1 protein-coding gene is annotated in these 285 nt (G+C 63.2%); it reads right to left on the bottom strand.

Annotation, left to right across the window (positions count from 1 at the left end; translation table 11 throughout):
• Positions 1–285 (bottom strand): hypothetical protein (locus JOY50_RS28765; protein ID WP_243056202.1); only part of this gene is annotated, 285 nt, incomplete at both ends.

The raw sequence follows: 285 nt of genomic DNA, 5'->3' as shown, positions 1-285 counted from the left end.
CAGCAGAAAAGCTGGGAAGCAGGCCAGCCAACAACGTATGGTCGCGCATCAGCAATGCGCGGTAGGGTGGGCTGTCTGGATCCTCTAGCCATTTCAGCCAGAGGGTTTCGCTGGTGCCGGCCGCAGGAGCCGCTCCCGGCACAATCGCCTCGGTAATGCCGCCACCCAGGCACAGCGCCATGGTCTTGGCATACGCTACGCCAGACTCCCGGTGATCACCGTCGTAGTCGTACTGCTCGGCCACCTTGAACATGGGCGTGTCGAACAGCGCGGCGTAAGCACGGG

The organism is Pseudomonas sp. BP01 (assembly GCF_022760795.1).
Taxonomy (GTDB): domain Bacteria; phylum Pseudomonadota; class Gammaproteobacteria; order Pseudomonadales; family Pseudomonadaceae; genus Aquipseudomonas; species Aquipseudomonas putida_Q.
Note: the sequence above shows the minus strand (reverse complement) of the source record. Positions and strands in the feature narration are given on the sequence as shown.